Source organism: Clostridium malenominatum (assembly GCF_039521365.1).
Taxonomy (GTDB): domain Bacteria; phylum Bacillota; class Clostridia; order Clostridiales; family Clostridiaceae; genus Clostridium_AW; species Clostridium_AW malenominatum.
This window is the reverse complement of the sequence record NZ_BAAACF010000003.1, coordinates 221,752-247,216: the sequence shown is the minus strand read 5'-3', so window position 1 is coordinate 247,216 and position 25,465 is coordinate 221,752. Positions and strand designations below refer to the sequence as shown.

Here is a 25,465-nt window from a genome sequence, read left to right as displayed (position 1 = left end):
TATTCAGAGTGGAGGAAGTTAATATTTTTAGGAGGAGATGGAAATGAAGAAAAGGCTTAAAGGAAAAAAATATATTGGTCTTATGATATTATTATTACTTATGCTTTTAATTCATAAAAATATATTTCTCTATGCAGATGATTTATATTATAGGAGAGACGCTAATATAGGGTTAGGTTATTTAAAGGAGTTTGCTTTGAAACAATTAAATATTAACGGAAGAGTATGGGTTCATGTGTTGCTATTTTGTATTTTGAGATATGATATATTTTTGTTTAGAATAATTAATCCCATTATAATTACTCTTACTGCGCTTTTAATAGGTAGGGTTGCTATGGGAAAAAGCTCTACAGATAAAAAAATTTTAATTGCTACAAGCTGTGCCGGAGTGTTTTTTATTTCTTTGCCTATAGAGATAGCTCATACTACTATTTACTATGCGGCTTGCTCTTTAAATTATCTTTATCCAACTGCTATTACAATATTGTATGCGTATATGTTTTATGAAGATTACAGATTAAATAGTAGCAAATATAAATCAAAATGGAGCATTATACTTCTTGCATTTTTATCGGGATCATCTACGCAACAAGCGGGTATGATAGGAATAGGTTTTACTGTAATGATTACTTTGTATTTTAAAATCTATAAAAAAGAGAAACTTCAAAGGGGTATTATTCCATATTATCTTGGGGTTTTTACTGGATATGCTTTTATACTTTATGGTTCAATAAAAAGAATGTTATTTGAAAAAAGCGTTGGCAATGAAATGAATATATCTGCCACAGTGGTAAAATTATTAAAAACCAATATTTTTTCCATACCAATATCAATCTATGTAATAATTTTATGCTTATGTTGTATATTGTGGCTTCATCATTATGCTTTAGATAGCAATAAATTTATAAATATATCTTTAATAATTTTATTATCTTTAGGAGTTTTTGGCTATGCTTATATTATATTATATAGAAAATACAATGTGGAAAATGGATTGAGATTTTATATTATTGGTTTTGCTCTATTATATCTAATAAGTCTTTTATATGTTTCTTTTTTAGTTGCATTAAAGGAAGACTATCCATTTTTAATGTTTTGCACTATAAATTCTATAGGAGCGCAAATAATGCTCATCGCTGCAGATTCAAGATTTGCAGGAACTTATAAGATAATGTTTCCTTCACTTTTGCTCATGAGCATATTTATTGTATATTCCTTTCTTAAATTTTTTAGTAATAGGTTAGGAATATTATTTGTTTTACCACTATGTATGTCTTTAACGGTGTTTCATCAAAATTATAATGGATACAAGGGAGCTTCTTATGTTCAAAATTTTAACTTAAAAGCTATTGAGGAATATCACAAAAGTGAGAATAAGAGTATATTAAAGTTGAAAAAAGCTTCGCCAACTACATACGGATATAATGTAAGCAATTGGAATAGCATGCCTTATTTTATGAAGCAATGTTATAAGATAAATGAAGACACAATTATAGAGTATTACAAATGATATGTAAAGTTATTCCATTTACATTGAACGAGAATTGTGTAATAATAAAGAGTCGTAGAAATATAGATAACTTTATGTAGGGAGGTATTAAAATGAAAATAGGATTTGACCACAAAAAATATCTTGAAGAGCAATCTAAATATATTCTGGAGAGAGTTAATAATTACGATAAACTATACTTGGAGTTTGGAGGTAAGTTATTGTTTGACCTTCACGCAAAGAGAGTTTTACCAGGGTTTGATGAAAATGCAAAGATTAAGCTACTACATAAATTAAAAGAAAAGGTTGAAGTAGTTATTTGTGTATACGCTGGTGATATTGAGAGAAACAAAATAAGAGGAGATTTTGGTATCACCTATGATATGGATGTTTTAAGACTTATTGATGATTTAAGATCTTATGAACTTGATGTAAATAGCGTTGTAATAACAAGATATGATGAACAACCTGCTACAAATGTTTTTATAAATAAACTTGAACGTAGAGGAATTAAGGTATATAAACATAGATTCACTAAGGGATACCCTACAGATGTAGATACAATTGTAAGCGATGAAGGATACGGAAAAAATCCTTACATTGAAACCACAAAGCCTATCGTTGTTGTAACAGCTCCAGGACCAGGTAGTGGAAAACTATCTACTTGTCTTAGCCAGCTTTATCATGAATATAGAAGGGGTAAAGCAGCAGGATATTCAAAATTTGAAACCTTCCCTGTGTGGAATGTTCCTTTAAAACATCCTTTAAATATAGCATATGAAGCTGCTACGGTAGACCTTAAGGATGTTAATATGATAGATTCTTTTCATATAGAAGCTTATAATGAAATGGCGGTAAACTATAATCGTGACATTGAAATGTTCCCTGTACTTAAAAGAATTATAGAAAAAATAACAGGACAAGAATCTGTTTATAAATCTCCAACAGATATGGGAGTTAACAGAGTAGGCTTTGGTATAATCGATGATGAAGTTATAAAAGAAGCCTCTAAACAAGAAATAATTAGAAGATACTTTAAAACTGGATGCGAATATAAAAAAGGTTATATAGATAAAGAAGTATTCCAAAGAATAAAACTTATAATGGAAGGGCTAAATTTAAAAGTAGAAGATAGAAAGGTTGTTATGCCTGCAAGAGAGAGATCTGCTAAATTAAAGCAAGTGTCTAATAAAAATGAAGCTTGCCCAGCCTTAGCTTTGGAACTTCAAGATGGAACCATAATTACTGGAAAGGGTTCTAATGTAATGGATGCAACGGCAGCTGTAATTTTAAATGCTGTTAAATACCTTGCCAATATAAACGACGAAATTCATCTTATTTCACCAGTTATACTAGAACCTATTATAAATTTAAAAACAAAAACTCTAGGAAGTAAATGTACAGCTTTAGACTGTGAGGAGATATTAATTGCACTAAGCATTTGTGCCGCTACTAATCCTATGGCTCAAGCAGTCATGGAAAAGTTATCAATGTTGAAGGGATGTCAGGCTCACTCCACTACTATTTTAAGCAGAAATGATGAACAGACACTTGGAAAGCTTGGGATAGATTTAACTTGTGATGCAGAATATCCTTCATCAAGTCTTTACTATAATAATTAATAATTATATGTTCATTAATAGTCGATTGTTATGGAAATATACAATCGGCTTTTATTATGTAAATGATGAAAACTATGGTATTAAGTAGAAAAAGATAGTACAATAAATCTATAGTTATAATTTAAAATATGTGAGGACAATTTATGTGGGAAACAGTAATATTAGCACTAATAGTTGCGAAAATAAAAGGGTACAAGCTAAAATCCTTGTTTAGGACTTGGCAAATATATCCTGTACTAATATTTGAATCAATATATCTCATTTTACAAATTAATATCTTTCGAGGGAATTACAATTTTCTAAAGTATGCGAATATTTTAGAAACTCTATACCTTTCCTCGTATTTATTTTTAATTCTAAAATATGAACAGTACATAAGCGCTATTATAGGATCAATATTTATATTTATTGGTACTTTTTTTAATAAAATTGCCATAGGGGCAAATGGAGGTACCATGCCTGTATTTCCAACTTTATCATATTTAACAGGTTATGCCACCCCAGATGCTTTTTCTAAGGTAGATGACATACATGTTTTGGGAAATTCCTCAACGAAATTAAAATTTTTAACGGATATAATTGATGTGGGTTATAGCATTCTGAGTATTGGAGATATATTTATAAGAGTATTTGTTTTTATTATTATTTTTAATACTATAAAACACATGAATAGAAGAGAATATATGTATGATTAGGAAATGTTATGTATAATAATATTTTATTTGTATAGTGTTAATGATATAATTATAAAAACTACATAAATACTTACAAAGTTCATAGAAGGGAAATAAAATATGTTTGAATTATCATTAGTAGAATTTTTTGGGCGAGCTATTCCAGAAGGTTTTTTATTTATTTTTGCATCATATGCATTTTCAAAAACTGCTATAAATAAAAGAGACTATTTAATCTCTAGTATATTAATGTCATTTATAGGTATTACAATAAGAAAGCTTCCAATTCATTATGGTGTGCATACTATATTAAGCATTATTTCTATAATCCTTTTAAGTGTTAACATAAATAAAATAGACGTAATTAAGTCAATTCAAGCAGCTATAATTTTAATAATTCTTCAATTTATATGTGAAGGAATCAATGTTTTTATTATACAATATATATTTAAAGCAGACATTAGTCACATATTCAATGATTCTATGTTAAAAACATTGTATGGTATACCGTCTCTGGTAGTATTTGGAGTAATAGCTGGATTTTGTTATTTTGTATTATTAAAAAAGAAAGAATTAAATTATGTTTAATATAGACAGTATATCTAATAATATTGCTACTAAAATAGCATCCGAATTAAATTTTGACAAGGATAAAAGAGAAGTAATTGCTTACGGAGCCTTTGCCTTATTACAAATGATTTATTCTATAGCTCTTGTAGCTATATTTGGATATATATTTCAAGTGGGAGTTGAGGCGTTAATAATATCCTTCGTAGGAAGTATATTAAGAAAATATTCAGGAGGTGCCCATGCAGGTTCTCCAGGGAGATGTGCCTTAATCGGAACTGTTATATGTATTGTACAAGCATTAGTGTTTAAATTTATTATAAGTCCCAATATAAGTTTAAATATGGTCTTACTATTGGGGTTACTAGTTTTTATATGGTCATATTATATAATTTACAAATTAGCTCCAGTAGATAGTGCTGCTAAGCCTATAAAGAAAAAAGAAAAAAGAACTAGGTTAAAGAAAGGGTCTATTATAATTTTAAGTGTTTATTTAATTATTATTCTATTTATTTTAATGATATATAGAAAAATAGGAGAGAGAAGCTTGCTTATCTATATACTTTCCATATACGGAGGTACAGCTTGGCAGATTTTTACTCTTACAGAAAAGGGACACTTAATATTGTACAAAATAGATGCTTTTTTAAAGTATATATCAAATATAAGGGGTGAAAGGGTATGAAAAAATTAAACAAAAAAGTATTAATGTTAATTGCTACAGTGACAACTCTTTTAGCATCTACAGTGGCTTCATCAGCATGTTTTTGGTTAAACTATCAACCAGAAGAACCGGGATGCCTAAGAGAAGAATAGGGTAAAGGTCGGTTTAACCGATCTTTATTCCTTGAAAATTACATTATGAGGTAATGAAATATGACTAATATAGAACATAATAAACGTAATCAAATAAATAATATAGTATCGGTAGTAAAATTATCTTCACTACTATTTTCAGGAATATGCATATTTAAACGTTTTTTTAATAATGGTGATAAAGTAGTAGATAATATGTTTGGCATGTACATGATAAGTATTGCTATTCTAACTCTATCTTTAATATATGGCTTGTGGGCATTTTCAACAACCAGAAAGTTTAATTCAAAACATATGAAACTCATACAATTAATTGAAAATTTTATTTTTATTTCGATATTTTTTGGTGTAATACTCATATCTGGTGCTCACGCTAGTGAATATAAATTTTTGTTTTTGTTTATTATTATAACTGCCACAATACAATCGGGCATGAAGCAAGGCATGATAGTAGCTACCATTTCGTCAGCTATTATTTTAGCCATGGATATCTTATGTGCCCCTAAAACACCTATTAACCAATATTTTGAAAATGACTTAATATTAGCTGGTATTTTCTTTCTTACAGCATGGCCTTTAGGATTCTATGTGAGGATAGAAAGTAATCATATTAAAAAACTGGAAAATTTAGTTAATGAGGATGGCCTTACCTGTGTGTATAACCATAGATTTTTTCATGAGGCTTTAAGTGAGAAAATACGATCATGTGAAGAGGAAAAAAGTCCTGTTTCTATGATATTTATTGATATAGATTATTTTAAATACTATAACGATCTTTATGGACACCAAAAGGGAGATGACGTACTTAGAACTATAGGATGCATGTTAAAGAGTAATGTTGGAAAAGAAGATATAGTAGCTAGATATGGCGGTGAAGAATTTGCAGTAATACTGCCAAATACTTCTGAAAAAGATGCCGTTAAAATAGCTGAAAATATAAGAAGTAAAGTAGAATCTACTTATTTTGAGGGAGAGGAAAATCAACCTAATGGCAAATTAACGGTTTCAATAGGAATATCTGTGTATCCTGACAAAGCTAAAAATGATGTAGAGCTTATTAAAAGCGCTGATGATGCTCTCTATAGAGCTAAGTTTTTTAATAAGAATAGAGTTGAAATATATTCATCTATTTTAGATGATTTAAAAAATGATATTGATGAAAAGCATATAGATTTAGTTACATCAATAAAAACATTAATAAGTGTTATTAACGCTAAAGACAGATATACATATGGACACATTGAAAGAGTGGTAGCTTATAGCAGATTATTAGCAGATAAGCTTCAGATAAGTGAGGAAGAAAAAAAAGACCTTATATATGGAGCTTATATACATGATATTGGGAAAATAAATATTTCAAGAGAAATACTGAATAAAAGAATGCCATTAACGGATGAAGAATGGGAAATACTTAAGGGTCACCCACTAAATGGAGTAGAAATAATAAAGCCCGTTAAGTCTCTTGAAAAAATTTCAGATTTAATATTGCATCATCATGAAAGATATGATGGCAAGGGATATCCAGATAACCTTAAAGGAGAAGATATACCTTTCCTAGCTAGAGTATTAACGGTAGTAGATAGTTTTGATGCGATGACTTCTAACAGACCGTATAATAGAAGAAAAAGCTACGATGAAGCTATTGAAGAGTTAAGGAGATGTAGTGGTACTCAATTCGATCCAGATATTGTTGAATTATTTATAGAAGTGATTATGGAGAATAAGCGAGGAATACTCTCCGTTTAGTCAATATATCTATTTAAACTATAGTAACGCCATGTAAACCCATTTACAGCATTTGACGTAAATGGGTGGGGATGGTACCATATCAGTGTACGTTAAAACCTATTATTCGACGCCAAAAGCGCCCATGATAGGGTTTTTATCATTTTAAGGGGGATTAGTACTGATTATGGATAGTAATGTAGAATTGCGTCGAGAAATTTTCTCCTCAGATGCATGGAAAATCATAGATTGGTTAGAAGATAACCAAGTTACAGCGTATCTAAATGAAAGACAAAATGTTAGCGACAGTATAAAACAAGTAATGTATAGGGTTAATATGCCTATCCTTACTCACTTGTTTAATCAAGATGGAAGTTTTTTTATGATAACAACAAAACAGGGAGAACCTGTTGGTTTTTTAAGACTTGTACCTAAAGGAAAAGGGGCAGAAATGGTAGTGGTAATTGGTGATAGGGAAAAGTGGGGCAAGGGATTAGGAACTAATGCCATTCTTAAAGGGTTAAAACAAGCATTTTTTGAGTGGAGAGTAGATGAGGTAATTGCAAAGATTAATTTTAAAAATGAAAGATCCAGAGGAGTATTTAAAAAAATAGGATTTACAAAGGATAAGGAGCTACCAAAGGAAGTGCAGTATTCCATGACTATGGAAGAGTTCTTAAAAATAGCAGCATAAAAAATATTTTAGATAATATAACCGCATATCATAGATATGCGGTTTTCGTATTTGCATTTACAATAATTGCATATATTCGCTACAGTACAAACATTAAAAACTTATTATAAAATAAGATTCGACATTTTTCATATCGCATGATATAATTAATATGAAATTATAAAAAATAATCAACATTATTTTAAAGATTTGGAGGAATATAAATAATGAAAGAAGATAAAAAAGAACTTATTTATAGTTTTGATGGAGTTCCGCCATTAGGAACAGCTATACCTTTAGGATTACAGCATGTATTAGCAATGTTCGTAGGCAATGTAACGCCAATAATAATAATTTCCAATGCATTAAAGTTACCAGTAGAACAAAAGGCATTTTTAATTCAATGTGCCATGCTTGTTGCAGGGATTGTATCTCTAATTCAATGTTACCCTATAGGGCCTGTAGGAGCAAGGCTACCAATTATTATGGGTACAAGCTTTGGCTTTTTACCTTCATGTCTTGCTATATCAGCAAAATATGGTCTACCAGGAGTGTTAGGAGCAGCATTGATAGGTGGTATTTTTCAAATAATTGTAGGATTTTTTCTAAAGCATATAAGAAAATATTTTCCACCGCTTATAACAGGAATAGTATTACTTTCCATAGGATTATCTTTAGTTGGAACAGGTATGAAGTACTTTGCGGGCGGTGTAGGTGCAAAGGACTTTGGATCACTACAAAATTTAATGTTAGGTTCTATAGTTCTAATTACTGTATTAACATTTAAACAGTTTACTAAAGGCATAACTAGCATGTCGGCGGTACTTATAGCTTTAGTTGTTGGATATTTTGTAGCAATTCCAATGGGCAAGATAAATTTTGCCTCTGTAGCTAGTGCTAGTTGGTTTTCCTTTCCTATGCCATTAAAGTTTGGCATAGAGTTTCATTTAGATGCTATAATATCTATGTTGATAATGTTTGTTATTTCAACAGTGGAAACTGTAGGTAATACATGTGGCATAACTTCTGGGGGAGCTGGAAGACAAGCGACGGATAGAGAAGTTTCAGGAGCAGTTATAGCAGATGGATTAGGAACAGCTTTTGCATCATTATTCGGTGTGCTACCTAATACTTCCTTTGGACAAAATGTTGGTATTATAACCATGACAAAGATTGTGAATAGATTTGCAGTAGCTACTGGAGCTATGTTTCTAATAATAACAGGGCTATTTCCTAAAGTAGGGGCTATTATTGCATTAATGCCTCCAAGTGTTTTAGGAGGAGCGGCGGTAGTAATGTTTAGTATGATGGTGGTTAGTGGTATTAATCAGGTTACAGAAACGCCACTAAAAGGTAGAAACGCTATGATTCTTGCAGTTTCCTTAGGTTTAGGAGTTGGATTTAGTATGGTGCCAGAAGCTTCAAAGAATTTCCCTCATTTAATTAAGATGATATTTGAAGGCTCAGGAGTAGCTATAGCCACTATAGTAGCTATATTTTTAAACATAGTATTACCAGCGGATGAAGAAGATAAAAAAGTAGTAGCAGATAAATTAGAAGAGTTATCTGCATAAAAGGAGGAAATGTAGTGTTTACTGTAATTGATTTAGTTCAGCCACAGACTCTAGAGGAGGCCTATAATATTCTTGTATCAAGGAAGAATAATACGGTTCTTGGTGGATGTGCATTTTTAAAGATGGGTTCTAAAAGAATTGGAACTGCTATTGAGTTATCAAAATTAGATTTAAACTACATTAAAGAAACTGAAGGTTATATAGAAGTGGGGGCTTCAACCACCCTTAGAGATATAGAGACAAGTTCTCTTTTAAAGAATTATTTCAGTGGTGTCTTGGTAAGAGCTGTAGGAGATATCATTGGAATTCAATTTAGAAATGTAGTAAATATTGGAGCCACTGTGTTTTCAAAATATGGTTTTTCTGATGTAATCACAGCGCTACTTGCTTTAGATACAGAAGTAGAGCTTTATAAAGGTGGTAGAATGTCTTTGGAGGAATTTTTACAAAGACCATATGAAAGAGATATTTTAACAAGGATATTTATAAAAAAGAATGCTAGAAAGGCAGTTTATAACTGTTTTAGAAATTCTTCAACGGACTATCCTATATTAAATCTTACTGTTTCAAAACTAGAGAATCAGTGGAAGATTGTAGTAGGGGCAAGACCAGCGACTGCAAGGATAGCACTTGAGGCTTCAGAGCTTATTTCAAAGGGACAGCTAAATGAAGCTCTTATTGAAGAAGTAGCTCAAAAGGCTGTAGAAGAATTAAATTTTGGAAGTAATATGAGAGGTTCTGCTGAGTATAGAAGGGCTATATGCAAGGTTCTTATCAAAAGGACATTAATGGAGGTGGTATCATGCAAATAGAGCTTATCATAAATGGAAAGAAGCATAGCTTAGATGTTAATGCAGATGAGTTTTTACTAGACACTTTAAGAGAAGCTGGATATTTAAGTGTAAAAAGAGGTTGTGATACTACAAACTGTGGATTATGTACTGTTTGGATAGATGGAAAGCCAACTCTTTCTTGTTCCACTCTTTCAGTAAAGGCAAATGGAAAAACCATAACAACTATTGAAGGTGTACAAACGGAAGCAGAGGAGTTTGCAAGGATTTTTACCGCTGAAGGGGCAGAACAGTGTGGTTTTTGTAGTCCAGGCTTTGTACTTACAGTTATAGCCATGAAAAAAGAGCTTAATAATCTAAATGATGAAGAAATAAAACATTATTTAGCTGGAAACCTATGTAGATGTACTGGATATATGGGACAAATGAGAGCTATTAAAAAGTATTTGGGGGTAGAAGTATAATGAAGGTTGTAGGAAAAGGTTATGCAAAGATTGATGGTATGACTATTGCTACTGGAAAACCAGTGTATACCGATGATCTTGTTATGAAAGAAGCCCTTGTAATTAAAATATTGAGAAGCCCTCATGCTTTTGCAAGAATAAAGTCTATTGATACGTCAAGAGCGGAGAAGATTGAAGGGGTTGAGTGCGTTTTAACTTATAAAGATGCACCTAATAATAGATTTACCTTAGCTGGACAATCTTATCCTGAGCCATCTCCTTATGACAGACTTATATTAGATCCTATTGTAAGATACGTAGGAGATGAGGTAGCAATAGTAGCCGCAATAGATGAGAGAACAGCACTTAAAGCTATGAAGCTTATAAAGGTGGAGTACGAAGTTTTTGAGCCAGTGTTAGATTTTGAAAAGGCTATAGATCATAAATCTGTAGTGCATCCTGAAGAAGATATGCATCTTAATATAGATTTAGGCATGAATAAAGATAGAAATATAGTTGTAGAACATAATGTAGAGTTTGGTAACGTGGAAGAAGAAATAAAAAAATGTGATTTAGTGATAGAAGAGACTTACTACTCTCAAGCACAGGCCCACGGAATGATGGAAACCTATAGATCTTTTAGCTATATAGATCATACAGGAAGACTGGTAACAGTGTCCTCCACTCAAATACCTTTTCATGTAAGAAGGCATTTATCAAGAGCGTTAGGCATACCTTCAAGTAAGATAAGGGTTGTGAAGCCAAGAATAGGCGGAGGCTTTGGTGGAAAGCAAACTGCTGCTGTTGAAATATTTACAGCATTAGTTACATGGAAAACTGGTAAACCATCAAAAATAATTTATGATAGAAAAGAAACCTTTAGTTGCACTAGTAGTAGACATGCTATGAGATTAAAGGTAAGACTGGGAGCGGATAAAGAAGGCTTTATTAAAGTTGTGGATATAGAGGGTCTATCAGACACAGGAGCTTATGGAGAACATGCGCCTACTACTTTCTGGGTTGTAGGTGAAAAGACATTGCCACTTTATAATAAAACTACTGCGGTAAGATTTGGTGGAAACGTAGTATATACAAATAAGATGCCAGCTGGAGCTCTTAGAGGCTATGGAGCAACACAAGGAACCTTTGCTCTTGAATCAGCTGTGAATCAGTTGGCTCATAAACTTGATATGGATCCTACAGAAATAAGGTTGAAAAATCTTATGAAGGAAGGAGAAACTTCAATAGCTTTTGGTGGAAAAACTTTCTACAGCTCAACCCTTGATAAATGTATAGAAAAGGGTAAAGATATGATAGGATGGAAGGAAAAATTTCCTTCCATAGAAGTTGCTCCAAATAAGGTAAGAGCAGTGGGCATGGCAGTAACCATGCAGGGTTCAGGAATAGCAAATATTGATACAGCTTCTGCAGAAGTAAGGCTAAATGATGATGGAAGCTATACTTTACTTATAGGTTCTACAGATATGGGGACAGGTAGTGATACTATACTTTCACAAATGGCTGCAGAAGTATTAGATACAGAACTTGAAAATATAACAGTTATTGCGGCAGATACCGATGTATCTCCTTATGATCCAGGATCTTATGCTTCAAGCACTACCTATGTTACAGGAATGGCAGTAGTAAAAGCTTGTGAAGAGCTTTTAGGAAAGATAAAAGAAACTGGAGCAAAAATGCTTGAAGTTTCAGTGGATGAAATTGAATTTGAAGGACAAGTATTGAAAAGTAATGATGAAAAGAGAGAGATTACTATAAGAAGCATTGCCCAGAGTGTTTTAGTTGGACCAAATTATAAACAATTAGTGGGAAATGGAACTTATGGAAGTCATACTTCACCACCACCTTTTATTGCAGGTTTTGCAGAGGTGGAAGTAGATAAGGAAACTGGAAAGGTTGATCTTCTAGATTATGTTGCTGTAGTAGATTGCGGAACTGTTATAAATCCAAATTTAGCAAGAATTCAAGTTGAAGGTGGAATAGTTCAAGGAATCGGAATGGCAATGTATGAAGAGGTAAGATATAATAATAGGGGAAAGATGGATACAGATTCCTTTATGCAGTATAAAATACCTTGTAGAAAAGATATAAAAAGTGTAAGAGTAGACTTTGAAGAAAGTCATGAACCTACAGGACCTTTTGGAGCAAAATCTGTGGGTGAGGTAGTTATAAATACGCCACCTCCTGCCATAGCAGCTGCTATTTATAATGCAGTAGGAGTTAATATAAGAAGTTTGCCAATAACCCCTGAAAAGGTGTTTATGGCAATGCAAGAAAAATAATAAAGGGCGCTGTGTTTTTGCACAGCGCCAAAAGTTTAAGGTGATATATGAGGAGAATATTTAATTTAAGTGAAAAAGATGTTATATCCATTGTAGGAGCTGGTGGAAAGACAAGTCTTATGTTTGCACTAGGGGAAGAGTTGAGAAAAGAATTTAGAGTGATGATTACTACCACAACTAAAATATTCGTACCCCGTAATAATCAATATGATTTTATGTTTATAGGTGAAGATGCATATTCCACTAGGAATATTAAACACAAAGGTATATATATTTATGGAAAGAAAATAAATAGTGAAAATAAAATTATAGGTTTTCAAGGGGAAGAGCTTAATAAAATTATAGAGAGTTTTGATTATGTCATAATTGAAAGTGATGGCTCTAAGATGAAGCCTTTAAAGGGTTGGGGAGAACAGGAGCCTGTAATATGTAGTGACACAGATAAAACCATTGGAGTTTTTGATATAAGTACAATAGGCAATTATATAGAGAATAAATTAATTCATAGAATGGATAAATTTTTGAATATAACAGGAGGGGATCTTGAGGAGGAAATTACCGTAGAACATGGAGTAAATTTGATACTTCATGAGGAGGGACTTTTCAAGGATTCTAAAGGAGAGAAAATACTGTTTATTAATAAAGTAGAAAGTAATGAAGATAAACTTCAAGCACATAGATTAAACAAAAGAATTAAAGAAATTAATCCTAACTACTTGCATAGGATAGTGGCAGGTAGCGTGAAGAGCGGTATGTTCGAAGTTTTACATTAAGGAGTTTAAATTTATGGTAAGTGCAGTGATTATGGCATCGGGGTATGGAAAAAGAATGGGACAAAACAAACTTTTAATGCCACTAAAAGGGAAGCCTGTCTTAGAACATGTTATAAATAGCATAAAAAGATGTGATTTTAATGAAATAATATTAGTGGGAAGAGACAAGGAGGTACTAGATCTGGGCTTTGATAAAGGAATTAGTATAGTGGAAAATCATGAGGCTTATAAGGGTCAAAGCCAGTCTATAAAGCTTGGAGTAGAAAACGCCAATAAAAACTCAGAAGGTTATATGTTTTTCACGGGTGATCAGCCCTTTATAGATAATAGAACCATTAACCTACTATTAGGGGAGCATTATGAAAATAAAGATAAAATTATATGTCCCATGTATAAAGGTGAAAGAGGAAGTCCTGTAATATTCCCATCCATATATAGGGAAGCGTTATTAAACCTTCAAGGAGATGAAGGAGGGCGAAGTATAATGAAATCAAATTTAGAAGAAATAATTTTTGTGCAAATAGAGGATGGTAAAATACTTATGGACATCGACACACCAGAAGAATATGAAAGGTTAGTAGGTGAGTTTAATGAGTAAAGATAAAATAGTTGTAAGAGGTGGAGGAGACATAGCTTCAGGAATTATTAATAAGCTTTCTAAATGTGGATTTCACCTTCTTGTATTGGAGGTGCCAGCGCCTACGGCTATAAGAAGAAAGGTCTGCTATGGGGAAGCTGTTTACGAAGGACAGGTTACAATAGAGGGGATTACAGCTATTAAAGCAAGTAGCCTAGAGCATATTGAGGAGATTTGGAATGAGGAGAATGTTCCTGTAATTATAGATCCAAAAGGAGACTATATAGAAAAAATTAAACCCTTAGCGGTGGTAGATTGTATACTTGCAAAAAAAAATCTAGGTATGACTATAGATAAAGCATCCATTACAGTTGCCTTGGGGCCAGGCTTTGAGGCAGGGAAAGATGTGCATGCAGTTATTGAAACTATGAGGGGTCATAATCTTGGCAAAGTTATTTATAAAGGTTGTGCTATGGAAAACACAGGGGTTCCTGGGGAGATTAAAGGCTTTTCTAAGGAAAGAGTCATATACAGCCCATCAAAGGGGACTATAAAGGTTATAAAAGACATAGGCTCGGTAGTTTCAAAGGATCAGGTTATAGCCCTTGTAGGAGATAAGGAAGTAAGGGGGACTATAGACGGAGTTTTAAGAGGCATTATAAGAGATGGATTTAATGTATGGGAAGGATTAAAGATTGCAGATATAGATCCAAGGCTTAGCGAATTAGACAACTGTTTCACTATATCTGACAAAGCTAGAGCTATAGCTGGTGGAGTATTGGAAGCTATATTATTTCTGAAAAATAAGGAATTGGAGAGGATTTTAAAGTATGAATAGAGCAAGAGTGATTACTTCAACTGTTTTGTTAATAATACTTATTTTCGTTCTTACTCTTAGCGGCTGCAAAAAAAGCCCAGAGATTAAAAAAGAAATAACTATTAGTGTAGCAGCTAGTTTAAAGGAACCATTAAACGAAATAATAAAAACCTTTGAAAAGGATAGAGGAATAAAAGTTAATTTGAATTTGGGTGGCTCAGGAACACTTCAAAAACAAATTGAAGAAGGGGCAGAGGTAGATTTATTTATATCTGCAGCCTATGAAAACATGAAAAAACTAGATAATAAAGGCCTCATAGAAGAAAACTCTATAATGAATCTTCTAGGAAACTCCCTGGTAATAATAGCACATAACTCAAATGAAAAGATAGATTCTATAGCAGGTTTAATAAATAAAAACATAATTTTTGCTCTAGGTGAAACTAAAACTGTACCTGCGGGTATTTATGGGAAACAGAGCTTAGAGAAACTAGAAGTTTGGAATTTGTTGCAAAGTAAAATAGTATATGCAAAGGATGTAAAGCAAGTGCTAGAATATGTGGAAAAGGGAGAAGCCCAGGCTGGAATAGTATATAAAAGCGATGCTATAAATCTTAAGAATAGCTATATAGTGCAGACTATACCTGAGAGTACCCATGAGGAAATAATTTATCCTATTGGCAAGATAAAGGGTAGCAATAAAAAAGAAGAAGTAAATGAGTTTATTAAATATATTACAAATTCCCAAAGTGATGAAATTTTTATTAAGTATAAATTTAAGGTGTTGAATTAAAATATGATATTAGATGCGATTTTAATTTCTTTAAAAGTGGCTTCTGTAGCTACATTTTTTAGTTTTATCTTTGGTATAATATTAGCTCACTCCATTATAAAGGGTAATTGGAGGTTTAAAGGAATTATTGAAACTATCATACTTTGCCCAATGTTTTTGCCACCATCAGTAATAGGCTATTTATTGTTAATAGTCGTTGGAAGAAATGGAATTATTGGAAGTGCTCTATATAATACTTTTGGGATACGACTTGTATTTACATGGATGGGAGCTGCTATAGCAGCCTTTATAGTATCATTACCAATAATGTATCAAAGCGCAAAGGCTACTTTTACTAGTTTAAGTTCAGATTATGCAGATTCAGCTAGAGTTATGGGAGCGGATGAATGGACTATATTTAAAAATATCACTTTGCCACTGTCCATAAGAGGAATCATAAGTGGACTTATACTTTCTTTTGGAAGGGCCTTTGGGGAATTTGGGGCCACTCTCATGGTAGCAGGAAATATTCCAGGAAAAACTCAAACAATCCCCATGGCCATATACTACGCGGTAGAAAGTGGAGATTTGAAAAACGGAAATTTATTAGTTTTTATTACAATAAGTGTAAGTTTTATATTTATAGCAGTATCAAATAGATTATTAAAGAAGAGCAATATTTATGAATAGAGGGATAAATATGAAAAAAATTAGAGTTGAAGAGGCTGTAGGTTCAATTTTATGTCATGATATTACAAAGATAATTCCAGGAGAGTTTAAAGGAATTGGTTTTAAAAAGGGGCATGTAATAAGAGAAGAAGATATACCAAATCTTTTAGCGTTGGGAAAGGATCATATATATGTATGGGAAAAGAAAGAGGGCATAATCCATGAAAATGAGGCTGCTTTAAGAATAAAGGAATTAGTTGCAGGAGAGGGTTTAAACTTTAGTGATATTAAAGAGGGTAAGATTGATTTTATTGCAGCGGAAGATGGTCTCTTGAAAATAAACAAGGAAGAACTTTGTAAATTTAATTCCTTTGGAGAAATGGTTCTTGTAACAGTTCATAATAATACACCAGTTAAAAAAGGGCAAAAGGTTGCAGGTACTAGGATAATTCCTCTTATAATTGAAGAAGAGAAGATATTAAAGGCAGAGTCGACAATAGTAGAGAATATAGTGAAGGTTGTACCAATAGTAGGCAAAAAGGTTGGAATAGTAACCACAGGAAATGAAGTTTACCACGGAAGGATAAAGGATGCCTTTGGGCCAGTTGTAATGAAAAAGGTAGAAGAATATAACTGCCATGTATTAGGGCAAACCATACTTCCCGACCATGCAGAAGAGATAACTGAAGCTATAAAAGAATGGATAGATAAAGGAGCTGAAATGGTAATTTGTACAGGGGGGATGTCTGTAGACCCTGACGACTTAACTCCAGCAGCTATAAAGGCTACAGGAGCAGAGGTGGTTACTTATGGTGCGCCTGTTCTTCCGGGCTCTATGTTATTGGTTTCTTATTATGGAGATATACCAATATTAGGGCTTCCAGGTTGTGTAATGTATAATAAAAGAACAGTATTTGACTTAGTACTTCCAAGGATATTATCAGGTGAAAAATTAACATTGGAGGGTATGGTTCAGTATGGCCATGGAGGGCTTTGTTTAGACTGCGAGGTTTGTACATTCCCTAAATGTTCCTTTGGAAAAGGGGTATAAAAAATATTTTATTACCTAAAATACTCTTAATACGAAAAATAGAGCAGTAGCTAAGGAGTGATTAGGAGTATGGATAATAAGAAAGTTAATATTGTAATGTTCAGTGGAGAATATGATAAAGCATTGGCTGCTTTAATATTAGCAAATTCTGCAAGGGAATTAGAAGCTGAAGTAACTATGTTCTTTGCATTTTGGGGAATATTTTTACTAAGAGATCCAGAAAAACTTTCATCAGAAGATAAAACCACCTATGAAAAAATGTTTTCAATGATGACCCCTAAAGGACCAGAAGAACTTCCCTTATCTAAAATGAACTTTAGTGGGGTAGGAAAATCAATGCTTTTAGAAATGATGAAAGAAGATGAAACTCCACGTTTAATAGACTTTTTAAATGGTGCACGAAAAAAAGGGGTAAAGTTTTATGGGTGCAAGCTATCTTTGGATGTAATGGGATTTAAAAAAGAAGAGTTAATACCTGAGTTAGAGATTGTAGATGCAAAGGAGTATTTAAGAGATGCATTAAACTCAGATATGCAGTTGTTTATATAAACAGAGTTATTAGTTATGGGATAAAATATGGTTAAAGCCCAAATGAAGTTAACTCTCCATTTGGGCTTTAAATTTTTTAGATTATACTTTCTTTAGGGTAATGAAAGACAAAGATTTTACTTCCTATGTAATTTGAAATAGTGGAAAAGCCAGTGGCAAATACTTGGGATATCATACTGTCTATATTAAAGTTATGGACTAAAACATACATTGCTAATAGATTAATTCCTAAGGATATAGCATTTACTAAAGAAAATTTTATAAGTTGTAAAAGTGGTTTACTATTAGTATCCTTAAAAGTCCATTTTTTATTTAAGATATAGCTATTGAGCATTCCGCATATATAACCTATTGCAGAACTAACCAAGGGATTAAGTCCTAAAAGTTTATTTAAAATGTAGAAAATCCATAGAGAAATAAGAGTATTTACACCACCAACAATAGAAAACTTTAAAAATCTAATCATTTTACTTCATTTCCAATCCACCCTACAGTTTTTTGCAAACTATCGTAGGAGTTGATTTCCTTGTCTACTACGTATATTGGTTTTATTACTCCGCTATCTAAATTAATTTCTTTGTCAATAATATATAAGGGTCTTCCTTTGCTCTCGTCATAAATTCTAGAAATATATTCACCCACTATTCCTAGGGAAAGAAGTTGAATCCCTCCAATAAAAGTTAAAGCCGTTAAAGTTGCCATGAGGGTACTAGGGGTTATTACTGAATAAGCAAAAAGAAAAAGAGCTATTATTATAGTTACTGAACCTAAATATTCTATAAATTTTAAAGGCTTTGAAGAAAAGGAAAAAATACCGTCTAGCGCAAATCTAATCATTTTCTTAAGAGGATATTTTGTTTCTCCTGCAAAACGTTCTTTTCTATGATACTCTAAAGCTATTTGTTTAAAACCTATCCAACTGGACATGCCTCGTAAAAATCTATTATGTTCAGGCATATTTTTTAATTCAAGAATTACTTTCCTATCTATTAGTCTAAAATCACCTGTGTCCATAGGTATCTTTACACTACTCATACTATTTAAAAATCTATAAAATAATTTAGCGGTAACAAGCTTAAAGGAACTTTCGCCTTCTCTTTTTTTTCTTTTGCCATATACCACATCAAACCCATCCTGCCATAACTTAATCATATGGGGTATGAGTTCTGGTGGATCTTGTAAATCTGCATCAATTATGACAGCGGCATCCCCTCTTGCTTTATCGATACCAGCTGTAACAGCAATTTGATGACCAAAATTTCTAGAAAAGCTGATAATTTTAACACGGGAATCTTTTTTAGCCATTTCTTCTAGTATATCTAAAGTTTTATCAGTACTTCCATCATTAACAAATATAATTTCATAATTAAGGTTATTTTCCCTAGCTACAGAAGTGAGCCTATTATAGCACTCCTCTGCCACTTCCTCTTCGAAATACATAGGTACAATTATTGATATAAGTTTTTTGTCCATAAACTCACCTCGCATTCATAGTTTACTTTCCATAATATTCTTCCTTAAACTTTGTTTTTTATTCCGAACTTAGAGAACTTATGAAAAATCCAAGTGCAAGCTACAAGAAAAGTAATGTCAAAGGTATAATTAAACAAAAAAAGCTGTTTTCCTGTGTCTGCTTGGCCGTTGCCTATATAAGGCATTGGAAATTGCAAAAGTCCAATAAATATAATTACCCATAAAAGCTCTATACGTATTCGGCAAGAGGTATCTCCCTTTTTTCTTATATATTCAAGGATAGATACTGAAATTATTAAAAGATAAAATATAATTAAAAAAAACAAGCTTTTAGGTAAATAGGAGTTTCTATAGTTTGACCATAAAGTAAATCGATTTAACTTATAAGTATATTCACTAATAGAGGACTTTTCGTACTTCCCGAGAAATCCTTCTGTGTTAAAGGCTTGGGAAGCAGTGTATTCCATACCATCAATAAGTCTATGAGGTTTAAGTAAATAAAATTTTAATAGTTTTAAATTACTAATCTTTTCGTTAAATTCATTTATGGTGAAAGGAGAGCCCGGTGTATATTTTTTGTAATCCTCTTTAGGAAGATAAGCGTGTTTTCCAGCCTCAAATACCATGTCATCAGGTAAGCCTAACCCCCTCAGGTCTTCTACAGGAGTTTTAGAATTTTTTAGTATACCATAGAACACTGAGTTATACTGTGTATCTATTCCGCAGCTACTATTTACCTCATAGTATATTCCCCCTACATAAAATATTAAAATTAAGGAAAGGAGAATAATGGGCTTTTTAATTGAAATCTTATTTTCTCTAAGAAGGGTTATTCTTATAATAATGAAAAATATTAGTGGCAAAGCTGAAAAACATTGCATTTTAGCTCCTAAAAATAAAAGAGCTGAGAAAAAGGGAAGTAAAAGCTTTTTAAAGGTTATGGCTTTTATGTTGGCACAAAGATACAGTATAGATGAAATGAAAAGAAGTAATCCGGTAATCATCATACTTTCTCCATATAAGCTATTAAACCATACAAGATAATTGCCATCCATTAATATAAGTAAAGACAGTACTGCGAAAAAAATATAGGTACTCTTTCTTTTGATATTTATATATTTTAAACAAATATAAAGTGCAAAGGAGTACATAGCGGCATACACAAAGGCTAAAATTTTGGTATTGAAATATTCTACGGCGAAAATTGTAGAAATAATTCGTGTTAAAGTGATAGGATAAATCATACTAGTAGTTGGAATAATTCCTGAGAGTCTTAAAAGACTTAAGGGAGCTATTTTATATTCAGGAGTAACATACTTAAACCAGTGATATCCAGAGCTGTTTGCCATTTCCCCTATTCCTGTAACGGACATTACCCTTTGGAAGTCTCCCTGATCAGCTACACCAGGCATTGGAGAGTGAAATACTATTGTTAATATTAATATAAAAGCAGTAATTAAAAAAAATTTTTTATGGATTCTCACAAAATCATCCTTTCTTTTCAGTTCATTAGGGTATTATATCCATCAAGAGGAATGTTAAAACATTAACTTTTATATATTGATTTTTTAATTTCTATGAAGTATTATTTGATTATAGAGCAATATTTTCAGGTGAATTAGGAGGAATCTTTTTTCATCTGTATTTTAAAACATAATTGCCTAACAGAAAGGATAGTTCTAATCTGAAGGGAAATTAGATATACACATATGCTGTGTTTTTTGCTATCTAACTTTTCTTTCGGGAAAAGTTTTTATTTTTTTGCTGATTCACAGAAATCTTCGATTATGCTAAAGGAGGAGAAAGTTTTGAATAATACACCAAGAGCTTCACGAATTCATATAGCACTATTTGGCAGGAGAAACGCAGGAAAATCTAGCCTTATAAATACAATTACAAATCAAGAAATAGCAATAGTATCACAAGTAAGAGGTACCACTACAGATCCAGTATTTAAATCTATGGAAATACTGCCTATAGGGCCTTGTGTAATCATTGATACAGCAGGTATTGACGATGAAGGAGATTTAGGGAATCTAAGGATAAAAAAGACTTTAGAAGTACTTGATAAAACGGACGTAGCTTTATTTGTTATTGACGGAGAAACTGGATTAACTTCTGAAGATAGAGAAATTGTAAAAAGAATAAGAGAAAAGAAAATTCCACTACTTATGGCTTTAAATAAAACAGATAAAACAAATTCTTTTGAAGAAGAAATAGAATTTATAAAAGATGAGCTAAAATGCCCCATAGTTCCAGTATCAGCTATAAATAATCAAGGCATCGAAGAGCTGAAAAAGGAATTAATTAAAATTATTCCTAAGGATGAGGAAAGATTTAAGATTATTGGAGATTTGATAAATCCAGGAGACTTCATAGTACTGGTAACTCCTATAGATGAATCAGCACCAAAGGGCAGGCTTATACTTCCTCAGCAACAAACTATAAGGGACATTTTAGATAGAGATGCCATAGCCATAGTAACTAAAGAAAATGATTTAAAAGAAACTTTAAGAAATTTAGGAAAAAAACCTAAGCTTGTGGTTACGGACTCTCAAGTCTTTGATAAGGTTTCTAAAGATACCCCAGAAGATATTTTAATGACTTCCTTTTCCATATTATTTGCAAGGCATAAAGGAGATTTATCAGAGTTGATTAGGGGAGCTAAGGCTATAGAAAGACTTAAAGATGGAGATAAGATTTTGATAGCAGAAGGGTGTACCCATCATAAACAAGAGGACGATATTGGAAGAGCAAAAATACCTAAATGGCTGAAAAAGAAAACAGGTAAGGAACTTCAATTTGAATTTACTTCAGGGGGAACTTTTACAGATAAAGTTAAAGAATATGCTCTCATAGTTCATTGTGGCGCTTGTATGATAAATAGAGCTGGTATGATTAGCAGAATAGAGGAAGCAAAGAAGTTTGAAACGCCTATTGTAAATTATGGAGTACTAATTGCTTATGTAATGGGAATACTTCCAAGGGCTCTTAAGCCTTTTCCAGAGGTCTTAAGTATTTTAAAAGAGGAGAATTAAAGTGAGAGAGTTAATAGATAAGCTTTATAAAAACAATACCTTAACGGAAGAGGAGTTAAGGTATTTAATAAAAAATATAGATGAAGAAGAAAAAAAATACTTAATAGAAAAAGCTAACGAAACTAGACATAGGTATTATTCAAATAAGGTTTTTATGAGAGGACTTATAGAGTTTACAAATTATTGTAAAAATGATTGTTATTACTGTGGAATAAGAAGAAGTAATAAGAATGTAGAAAGATACAGATTATCCCTAGAAGAAATACTGAATTGTTGTGAAATAGGGTATAACCTAGGATATAAAACCTTTGTGCTCCAGGGAGGAGAAGATGGTTACTACACAGATGACAAAATTGTAGAAATAATAAAAGCCATAAAAGAAAAATATCCACACTGTGCTATAACCTTATCCATAGGAGAGAAGTCTTATGAATCCTATAAAAAGTATTTTGAAGCAGGAGCAGATAGATATTTACTTAGGCATGAAACCGCAGATGAAATTCACTATAGCAAACTTCACCCTAAAGAGCTAAGTTTTTCTGAAAGAGAAGAATGCTTATATAATTTAAAAGAAATTGGATTTCAAGTAGGAGCAGGGTTTATGGTTGGCTCCCCATATCAAACCGTAGAAAATCTTGCTAAGGATTTATTATTCCTGAAAAAATTAGACCCTCATATGGTGGGAATAGGTCCTTTTATACCGCAAAAGGATACAAAGTTTAAGGATGAAACTGGAGGAACCTTGGAGGCTACTATACTTATGATAGCTTTAACTAGGTTGTTACTTCCTAAAGCTTTAATTCCAGCAACCACTGCTCTTGGAACAATTAATCCTTTAGGCAGGGAAAAGGGGTTAAGGGCTGGTGGTAATGTGGTTATGCCTAATTTATCACCTACAAATGTAAGAGAGAAGTATTCACTATATGATAACAAAATATGTACTGGTGACGAAGCGGCTGAGTGTAGAAAATGTATTGAAGGAAGAATTAATAATGCTGGCTTTGAAGTAGAGCTTTCAAGAGGAGATAATTTAGAGTGGAGGAGAAAATAAATGTTTATTGATCATGAATATATAGAAGGTTTATTAAAAGAAAGTAAGGATGCAACGAGAGAAGATATACAAAGAGTTTTGGACAAAGCTAAGCTTAAAAAAGGATTAGAACATAAGGATATAGCATTGCTTCTGCAAACAGAAGATGAGGGACAGTTAAGGGAACTTTTTAAAATTGCTGGAGATATTAAAAAAGATATTTATGGAAATAGAGTAGTAGTATTTGCCCCTCTTTATGTATCGGATTATTGTGTAAACAACTGTGTCTATTGTGGATATCAAAGATGTAATGATTTTGGAAGAAGAAAACTTACTCGTGAAGAAATACAAGAGGAAGTAAAAATACTAGAAAAGATGGGACATAAAAGGCTTGCACTAGAGGCTGGAGAAGATCCTTTAAATTGCCCTATAGATTATATAATTGAAGCCTTAGATGCAATTTATACAACAAAAAATGAAAATGGAGCTATTAGAAGGGTAAATGTAAATATTGCTGCCACCACTGTGGAGAATTATAGAAAGTTAAAAGAAAAGGGCATAGGAACCTATATATTATTTCAGGAAACTTATCATAAACCTACTTATGAAAAGATGCATCCTAAATCATTAAAGGGAAATTACGACTATCATTTAACTGCCTTTCATAGAGCTATGGAAGGTGGCGTAGATGATGTAGGAGCTGGAGTTTTATTTGGACTATATGATGCTAAATTTGAAGTACTAGCCTTAATGCTTCATAATGAGCAACTAGAAAAAGATTTAGGGGTAGGTTTTCATACCATATCTGTTCCAAGACTTAAAAAGGCTGAGGGCATGGACTTAACTATGTTCCCTCATATTATTGATGATGAAATGTTTAAAAAAATTGTTGCTATAATTAGAATTGCAGTGCCATTTACAGGAATAATATTATCCACTCGTGAAAGTGCAGAAATGAGAACAGAGGCTTTGAAGTATGGAGTATCCCAAGTAAGTGCAGGCTCTTGTACAGGAGTTGGAGGGTACAAGGAAGGTGAAAACGGAAGAAGTGTAAGTCAGTTTCAAATGGAAGATCATAGAAGCCCATTGCAAATTATAAAGGAGCTTATAGAAGATGGATGTATTCCTTCCTATTGTACAGCTTGTTATAGACAAGGAAGAACTGGAGATAGGTTTATGCAATTAGCAAAGTCAGGACAAATTCATAATGTATGCACTCCAAATGGATTAATGACTTTAATGGAATTCGTATTAGATTATGGAGATAAGGAACTTTACGAAAAGGCAGAAAAACTTATATATAATGAAATAGAAAAGATACAAAGAGAAGATATAAAGACTTTAACCATTAAAAACATTGAAAAACTTAAAAATGGAGAGAGAGATTTATACTTATAATCAAAAAACCTTATGCACGTTGTTGCATAAGGTTTTTGCATGAAGAATCTATTATTAAGAAATGCTTTTATGGGGTGATTTAATTTCTTCACCAAAAAGTATATCCTTCATGATTTCCATGTATTCCTTAGAAACTTGGGGACATGCTTTTAATAGGGTATCTATAATATAATCAATATTACTATCATCAACTTTTTTTCCAGTAATATCTCCCTCTAAAAGGGTATCTTCACTATTTAAAGAATTATAAATAGAATCTACAATTGGAGATTGCATTACCTCTTCATTCTCAAAACATTTATCTGTAAAATATAAACTTCCATCAACTACTACTAGTTGTCCGTAAGCATATTCTTTTTCTGATTTTTTAGTTGCACCTTCTAAAGTTGAAGGGCAAGGATATTTGGTATGTTCTACATGCTTTATGTCTAGTATATTGCTGTTATCATCTCTAGTTAAAACACTTCTTATTTCTAAATCTAACAACCTATTTTTTACATTATCAGAAAAGTCCTGTCCAAACTCTGATAAAAAACGTTTCATAGATATGGTTTTTTTCATTTTATAGTTTTTTCTCACAACACTGTTCTCCTTTATTCATATTTAATCAGACTAATATAAATACCACCTATAGAAAGGTGGTA

At 32.2% G+C, this 25,465-nt stretch carries 26 protein-coding genes; 22 read left to right on the top strand and 4 right to left on the bottom strand.

The window, feature by feature from the left end:
• Positions 1 to 43: 43 nt before the first annotated feature.
• From ABDZ69_RS13045 to ABDZ69_RS12955, 19 genes are all read left to right on the top strand, one after another.
• The gene (locus tag ABDZ69_RS13045; RefSeq protein ID WP_343770285.1) at positions 44 to 1,510 is read left to right on the top strand and encodes a DUF6056 family protein; all 1,467 of its coding nucleotides are present in this window, start codon (positions 44 to 46) and stop codon (positions 1,508 to 1,510) included.
• Positions 1,511 to 1,602: 92 nt separating this feature from the next.
• Entirely contained in the window at positions 1,603 to 3,111 is a 1,509-nt protein-coding gene (locus ABDZ69_RS13040; protein ID WP_343770284.1) for a DUF1846 domain-containing protein, read from the top strand.
• A gap of 143 nt (positions 3,112 to 3,254) precedes the next feature.
• Positions 3,255 to 3,806, top strand: coding sequence for a DUF5317 family protein (locus tag ABDZ69_RS13035; RefSeq protein ID WP_343770283.1), 552 nt, complete (start codon positions 3,255 to 3,257; stop codon positions 3,804 to 3,806).
• Between the two features lie 99 nt (positions 3,807 to 3,905).
• Positions 3,906 to 4,373, top strand: coding sequence for a hypothetical protein (locus tag ABDZ69_RS13030; RefSeq protein ID WP_343770282.1), 468 nt, complete (start codon positions 3,906 to 3,908; stop codon positions 4,371 to 4,373).
• Positions 4,366 to 5,037, top strand: coding sequence for an accessory gene regulator ArgB-like protein (locus tag ABDZ69_RS13025; protein WP_343770280.1), 672 nt, complete (start codon positions 4,366 to 4,368; stop codon positions 5,035 to 5,037). Before ABDZ69_RS13030 ends, ABDZ69_RS13025 begins: the two co-directional genes overlap by 8 nt.
• Complete coding sequence (locus ABDZ69_RS13020) at positions 5,034 to 5,168, top strand: cyclic lactone autoinducer peptide (RefSeq protein ID WP_343770279.1); 135 nt, start codon at positions 5,034 to 5,036, stop codon at positions 5,166 to 5,168. Before ABDZ69_RS13025 ends, ABDZ69_RS13020 begins: the two co-directional genes overlap by 4 nt.
• A 60-nt stretch (positions 5,169 to 5,228) precedes the next feature.
• Complete coding sequence (locus ABDZ69_RS13015) at positions 5,229 to 6,914, top strand: bifunctional diguanylate cyclase/phosphohydrolase (protein WP_343770277.1); 1,686 nt, start codon at positions 5,229 to 5,231, stop codon at positions 6,912 to 6,914.
• A 163-nt stretch (positions 6,915 to 7,077) separates the two neighbouring features.
• A complete protein-coding gene (locus ABDZ69_RS13010) occupies positions 7,078 to 7,587 on the top strand; it encodes a GNAT family N-acetyltransferase (protein WP_343770671.1) in 510 nt (169 codons plus the stop codon).
• A gap of 206 nt (positions 7,588 to 7,793) precedes the next feature.
• Positions 7,794 to 9,140 carry a uracil-xanthine permease family protein gene (locus ABDZ69_RS13005; RefSeq protein WP_343770275.1) on the top strand — a complete coding sequence of 449 codons (1,347 nt, stop codon included), beginning with the start codon at positions 7,794 to 7,796 and terminating at the stop codon, positions 9,138 to 9,140.
• A 14-nt stretch (positions 9,141 to 9,154) separates the two neighbouring features.
• The gene (locus tag ABDZ69_RS13000) at positions 9,155 to 9,952 is read left to right on the top strand and encodes an FAD binding domain-containing protein (protein WP_343770274.1); all 798 of its coding nucleotides are present in this window, start codon (positions 9,155 to 9,157) and stop codon (positions 9,950 to 9,952) included.
• Complete coding sequence (locus ABDZ69_RS12995; protein WP_343770271.1) at positions 9,943 to 10,395, top strand: (2Fe-2S)-binding protein; 453 nt, start codon at positions 9,943 to 9,945, stop codon at positions 10,393 to 10,395. Before ABDZ69_RS13000 ends, ABDZ69_RS12995 begins: the two co-directional genes overlap by 10 nt.
• Positions 10,395 to 12,674: a xanthine dehydrogenase family protein molybdopterin-binding subunit gene (locus ABDZ69_RS12990; protein WP_343770269.1), complete on the top strand. Its 2,280-nt coding sequence runs from the start codon at positions 10,395 to 10,397 to the stop codon at positions 12,672 to 12,674. The genes ABDZ69_RS12995 and ABDZ69_RS12990 overlap by 1 nt, the downstream gene beginning before the upstream one ends.
• Positions 12,675 to 12,721: 47 nt before the next feature.
• Positions 12,722 to 13,447: a selenium cofactor biosynthesis protein YqeC gene (gene yqeC / locus ABDZ69_RS12985; protein ID WP_343770267.1), complete on the top strand. Its 726-nt coding sequence runs from the start codon at positions 12,722 to 12,724 to the stop codon at positions 13,445 to 13,447.
• 13 nt (positions 13,448 to 13,460) lie between these two features.
• Positions 13,461 to 14,045, top strand: coding sequence for a molybdenum cofactor cytidylyltransferase (gene mocA / locus ABDZ69_RS12980; RefSeq protein ID WP_343770265.1), 585 nt, complete (start codon positions 13,461 to 13,463; stop codon positions 14,043 to 14,045).
• Positions 14,038 to 14,862, top strand: a complete 825-nt coding sequence (gene yqeB, locus ABDZ69_RS12975; RefSeq protein ID WP_343770263.1) for a selenium-dependent molybdenum cofactor biosynthesis protein YqeB — start codon at positions 14,038 to 14,040, stop codon at positions 14,860 to 14,862. The genes mocA and yqeB overlap by 8 nt, the downstream gene beginning before the upstream one ends.
• The gene (gene modA, locus ABDZ69_RS12970) at positions 14,855 to 15,634 is read left to right on the top strand and encodes a molybdate ABC transporter substrate-binding protein (protein WP_343770261.1); all 780 of its coding nucleotides are present in this window, start codon (positions 14,855 to 14,857) and stop codon (positions 15,632 to 15,634) included. Before yqeB ends, modA begins: the two co-directional genes overlap by 8 nt.
• A gap of 3 nt (positions 15,635 to 15,637) precedes the next feature.
• A complete protein-coding gene (gene modB, locus ABDZ69_RS12965; protein WP_343770259.1) occupies positions 15,638 to 16,303 on the top strand; it encodes a molybdate ABC transporter permease subunit in 666 nt (221 codons plus the stop codon).
• Between the two features lie 10 nt (positions 16,304 to 16,313).
• Positions 16,314 to 17,333 carry a molybdopterin-binding protein gene (locus tag ABDZ69_RS12960; protein ID WP_343770257.1) on the top strand — a complete coding sequence of 340 codons (1,020 nt, stop codon included), beginning with the start codon at positions 16,314 to 16,316 and terminating at the stop codon, positions 17,331 to 17,333.
• A 69-nt stretch (positions 17,334 to 17,402) separates the two neighbouring features.
• A complete protein-coding gene (locus ABDZ69_RS12955; protein WP_343770255.1) occupies positions 17,403 to 17,882 on the top strand; it encodes a DsrE/DsrF/DrsH-like family protein in 480 nt (159 codons plus the stop codon).
• 76 nt (positions 17,883 to 17,958) lie between these two features.
• Here ABDZ69_RS12955 and ABDZ69_RS12950 read toward each other — a convergent pair whose 3' ends face one another.
• Genes ABDZ69_RS12950 through wsfD form a run of 3 tightly spaced genes read right to left on the bottom strand, consistent with a single transcriptional unit; the run spans position 17,959 to position 20,839 of the window.
• Positions 17,959 to 18,348: a GtrA family protein gene (locus ABDZ69_RS12950; protein ID WP_343770254.1), complete on the bottom strand. Its 390-nt coding sequence runs from the start codon at positions 18,346 to 18,348 to the stop codon at positions 17,959 to 17,961.
• Positions 18,345 to 19,355, bottom strand: a complete 1,011-nt coding sequence (locus ABDZ69_RS12945) for a glycosyltransferase family 2 protein (RefSeq protein WP_343770252.1) — start codon at positions 19,353 to 19,355, stop codon at positions 18,345 to 18,347. The genes ABDZ69_RS12950 and ABDZ69_RS12945 overlap by 4 nt, the downstream gene beginning before the upstream one ends.
• 44 nt (positions 19,356 to 19,399) lie before the next feature.
• Positions 19,400 to 20,839, bottom strand: coding sequence for a glycan biosynthesis hexose transferase WsfD (gene wsfD, locus ABDZ69_RS12940; RefSeq protein WP_343770250.1), 1,440 nt, complete (start codon positions 20,837 to 20,839; stop codon positions 19,400 to 19,402).
• A 324-nt stretch (positions 20,840 to 21,163) separates the two neighbouring features.
• Between wsfD and hydF the strand changes: the two genes are divergently transcribed.
• Genes hydF through hydG form a run of 3 tightly spaced genes read left to right on the top strand, consistent with a single transcriptional unit; the run spans position 21,164 to position 24,821 of the window.
• Complete coding sequence (gene hydF, locus ABDZ69_RS12935) at positions 21,164 to 22,393, top strand: [FeFe] hydrogenase H-cluster maturation GTPase HydF (protein ID WP_343770248.1); 1,230 nt, start codon at positions 21,164 to 21,166, stop codon at positions 22,391 to 22,393.
• A 1-nt stretch (position 22,394) separates the two neighbouring features.
• Positions 22,395 to 23,444 carry a [FeFe] hydrogenase H-cluster radical SAM maturase HydE gene (gene hydE, locus ABDZ69_RS12930; protein ID WP_343770246.1) on the top strand — a complete coding sequence of 350 codons (1,050 nt, stop codon included), beginning with the start codon at positions 22,395 to 22,397 and terminating at the stop codon, positions 23,442 to 23,444.
• Positions 23,445 to 24,821, top strand: coding sequence for a [FeFe] hydrogenase H-cluster radical SAM maturase HydG (gene hydG / locus ABDZ69_RS12925; RefSeq protein ID WP_343770244.1), 1,377 nt, complete (start codon positions 23,445 to 23,447; stop codon positions 24,819 to 24,821).
• 54 nt (positions 24,822 to 24,875) lie between these two features.
• Here the strand turns inward: hydG and ABDZ69_RS12920 are convergent, their stop codons facing one another.
• Positions 24,876 to 25,400: a hypothetical protein gene (locus ABDZ69_RS12920; protein ID WP_343770242.1), complete on the bottom strand. Its 525-nt coding sequence runs from the start codon at positions 25,398 to 25,400 to the stop codon at positions 24,876 to 24,878.
• Positions 25,401 to 25,465 lie beyond the last annotated feature (65 nt).

Coding starts and splice junctions, on each gene's coding strand:
- ABDZ69_RS13015 (WP_343770277.1), top strand. CDS start 5,229: ATGACTAATATAGAACATAATAAACGTAATCAAATAAATAATATAGTA.
- modB (WP_343770259.1), top strand. CDS start 15,638: ATGATATTAGATGCGATTTTAATTTCTTTAAAAGTGGCTTCTGTAGCT.
- ABDZ69_RS13045 (WP_343770285.1), top strand. CDS start 44: ATGAAGAAAAGGCTTAAAGGAAAAAAATATATTGGTCTTATGATATTA.
- ABDZ69_RS12960 (WP_343770257.1), top strand. CDS start 16,314: ATGAAAAAAATTAGAGTTGAAGAGGCTGTAGGTTCAATTTTATGTCAT.
- ABDZ69_RS13020 (WP_343770279.1), top strand. CDS start 5,034: ATGAAAAAATTAAACAAAAAAGTATTAATGTTAATTGCTACAGTGACA.
- ABDZ69_RS12950 (WP_343770254.1), bottom strand. CDS start 18,348: ATGATTAGATTTTTAAAGTTTTCTATTGTTGGTGGTGTAAATACTCTT.
- ABDZ69_RS13030 (WP_343770282.1), top strand. CDS start 3,906: ATGTTTGAATTATCATTAGTAGAATTTTTTGGGCGAGCTATTCCAGAA.
- ABDZ69_RS12945 (WP_343770252.1), bottom strand. CDS start 19,355: ATGGACAAAAAACTTATATCAATAATTGTACCTATGTATTTCGAAGAG.
- ABDZ69_RS12995 (WP_343770271.1), top strand. CDS start 9,943: ATGCAAATAGAGCTTATCATAAATGGAAAGAAGCATAGCTTAGATGTT.
- yqeC (WP_343770267.1), top strand. CDS start 12,722: ATGAGGAGAATATTTAATTTAAGTGAAAAAGATGTTATATCCATTGTA.
- ABDZ69_RS12990 (WP_343770269.1), top strand. CDS start 10,395: ATGAAGGTTGTAGGAAAAGGTTATGCAAAGATTGATGGTATGACTATT.
- yqeB (WP_343770263.1), top strand. CDS start 14,038: ATGAGTAAAGATAAAATAGTTGTAAGAGGTGGAGGAGACATAGCTTCA.
- ABDZ69_RS13035 (WP_343770283.1), top strand. CDS start 3,255: ATGTGGGAAACAGTAATATTAGCACTAATAGTTGCGAAAATAAAAGGG.
- ABDZ69_RS12955 (WP_343770255.1), top strand. CDS start 17,403: ATGGATAATAAGAAAGTTAATATTGTAATGTTCAGTGGAGAATATGAT.
- hydG (WP_343770244.1), top strand. CDS start 23,445: ATGTTTATTGATCATGAATATATAGAAGGTTTATTAAAAGAAAGTAAG.
- mocA (WP_343770265.1), top strand. CDS start 13,461: ATGGTAAGTGCAGTGATTATGGCATCGGGGTATGGAAAAAGAATGGGA.
- modA (WP_343770261.1), top strand. CDS start 14,855: ATGAATAGAGCAAGAGTGATTACTTCAACTGTTTTGTTAATAATACTT.
- ABDZ69_RS13005 (WP_343770275.1), top strand. CDS start 7,794: ATGAAAGAAGATAAAAAAGAACTTATTTATAGTTTTGATGGAGTTCCG.
- ABDZ69_RS13025 (WP_343770280.1), top strand. CDS start 4,366: ATGTTTAATATAGACAGTATATCTAATAATATTGCTACTAAAATAGCA.
- ABDZ69_RS13040 (WP_343770284.1), top strand. CDS start 1,603: ATGAAAATAGGATTTGACCACAAAAAATATCTTGAAGAGCAATCTAAA.